Below are 1,891 nucleotides of genomic sequence, written 5' to 3' on the forward strand. Positions count from 1 at the left end.
CTGCTAATCCTTCTACTATTCTTGGTAGTCAGGGTAAGTGGACCACGCTTAACCTAAACGCAGTTATGCAAGACACGGATGGTAGTGAGACCGTTAATATGGTTATCACTGATGATGGCGTTAGCTTAACCGATGATGTCTTACGCTTTAGGGTGAAGAGTACAGGTGAAATGTTGACTGCCGTGTGGGATGATAGTACTAATAGCTATACCATAACTGGTATCACCCCTGAGCAAATAAATGACTTACAAATTCAGTCTTCTGTACCGCTAAAAGGTGATTTGGACTTTGCGCTTAGCACTACCGATAAAGCTACAGGGATGACTGATAGTATATCAACTGAAGTGACTGAAACGGTATCTGTCGATATCGCTTTTAGCAAAACCTTTGTAGGTACAGCGGAGAATGATATCGTTGATGCCTCTGGACAGTCTGTAGCTGTGAATTATAAAGGCGGCGCTGGTGATGACACCTTAATCGGAGGTAGCGGTAATGACTTCCTCGATGGTGGTACAGGTGCTAACACGCTGATAAGCGGTGCTGGTAACGATAAAATCGTATTCTCTGCAGACAATCTATTGATGGATGGTGGTGACGGCATCGACACCTTGTTAGTAGATACTAGTATTGACTTTAGTGGCTTTGATAGTAGCGTGATTGATAATATGGAAGTGATTGATATGACGGGTAATGGGGCACAGTCATTGACTAACCTTACTACCAGTGATGTCATTGAGATGACCGATAGTAACAATGAGCTGTTTATCAATGGCGACAATGCTGATAGTGTCTCTTTAACAGCGGATTTTGAAAAACAGCAAACGTCTGATGAGACCGGATATGCTCAGTATCAGAGCACATTGGATCCATCGGTGACTCTATATGTCGATACTGATATTACCGTGATATAATTGCTATCTTTTCTAGATAATGTTGATGTAAACAAAGAAGCCATACTTGTGATGGCTTTTTTGTTACGTATTTAGTTGTTTTTTGACTTGTCTAATGAGGTAATAGGGGAGATGGGATAATCAGGTGTCGTCATTTGCTCAGTAGGTTTAGGCGACTTTATAGATTGACTGGCTCGCTGCTCGTTGATCTGTTGCTGATTGCGCTCTTTAACGGTATTGATGAGAGCAAATAGACGCTCAGCGTTCTCTTCTAGCTCATCCTCTAAGTGCTCATATTCTACAGTTGTTTGTAGCTGCTGAGTCGAGTTGTCGTTAGCGCTACGGCTATTTTTATAAGTATCATTTTTGGCAGTTTGAGATGTGTTGTTATTGCTCGCCCTGGTATTTGCCGTTTTATTACTTGACGTATCGAGATCTGGTGTATTAGTACTGGAATTTAGTGGGTTTTGATTTACGGTAGAAGCTAGCATATTAGCAGGTTGCTTGGGTGCCTTATCTTTCGCTATGCTGGCATCTTTTGATGCTTGCGCTACTTTCTGCGTAGGAGTTGTTATCGCTGGTAGGTCGGTTTTTTGCTTTGTTATCATGGTTTTTTTGTTATCATGGCGTTCAGTTGACTGGGTTACGTTGACTTGCGACGTATCATGCGATTGCGCTACAACGGGTGCAGGCTGAGTGTGATGAGTCGCTTGCTGAGTGTCAGTGTCCGGCCTTTCATATAGGGTTACGTACAATACCAGTGCAACCATCAAATGTAGCAGTAGCGCCAATACTATAGCGGTGATGGTTCTATGTTTTGGCGTTTTTTCTAGCACTGGCATAAGCGATAAATCTCCATGAATATCAATAGATTGAATATTAACACACTATCCTTTTTTAATTGAGCCTGATGTTATGAGTGTGTGTAGTGGCATAATAAAATTGGACAGCTTCTAAGAGGTTATAATAACCCAAAGAAGGAAACTAGTATGACCAACAAA

At 41.7% G+C, this 1,891-nt stretch carries 2 protein-coding genes; one reads left to right on the plus strand and one right to left on the minus strand.

What is annotated here, in order from left to right:
- On the plus strand, positions 1-911 hold a 911-nt coding region (locus tag ACT3TU_RS14065), incomplete at its 5' end, for a calcium-binding protein (protein WP_444784522.1).
- Between the two features lie 71 nt (positions 912-982).
- Here the strand turns inward: ACT3TU_RS14065 and ACT3TU_RS14070 are convergent.
- Positions 983-1,732, minus strand: a complete 750-nt coding sequence (locus ACT3TU_RS14070; protein ID WP_444784523.1) for a hypothetical protein — start codon at positions 1,730-1,732, stop codon at positions 983-985.
- Positions 1,733-1,891 lie beyond the last annotated feature (159 nt).

This window comes from Psychrobacter sp. AOP3-A1-26 (genome assembly GCF_052378235.1).
Classification (GTDB): domain Bacteria; phylum Pseudomonadota; class Gammaproteobacteria; order Pseudomonadales; family Moraxellaceae; genus Psychrobacter.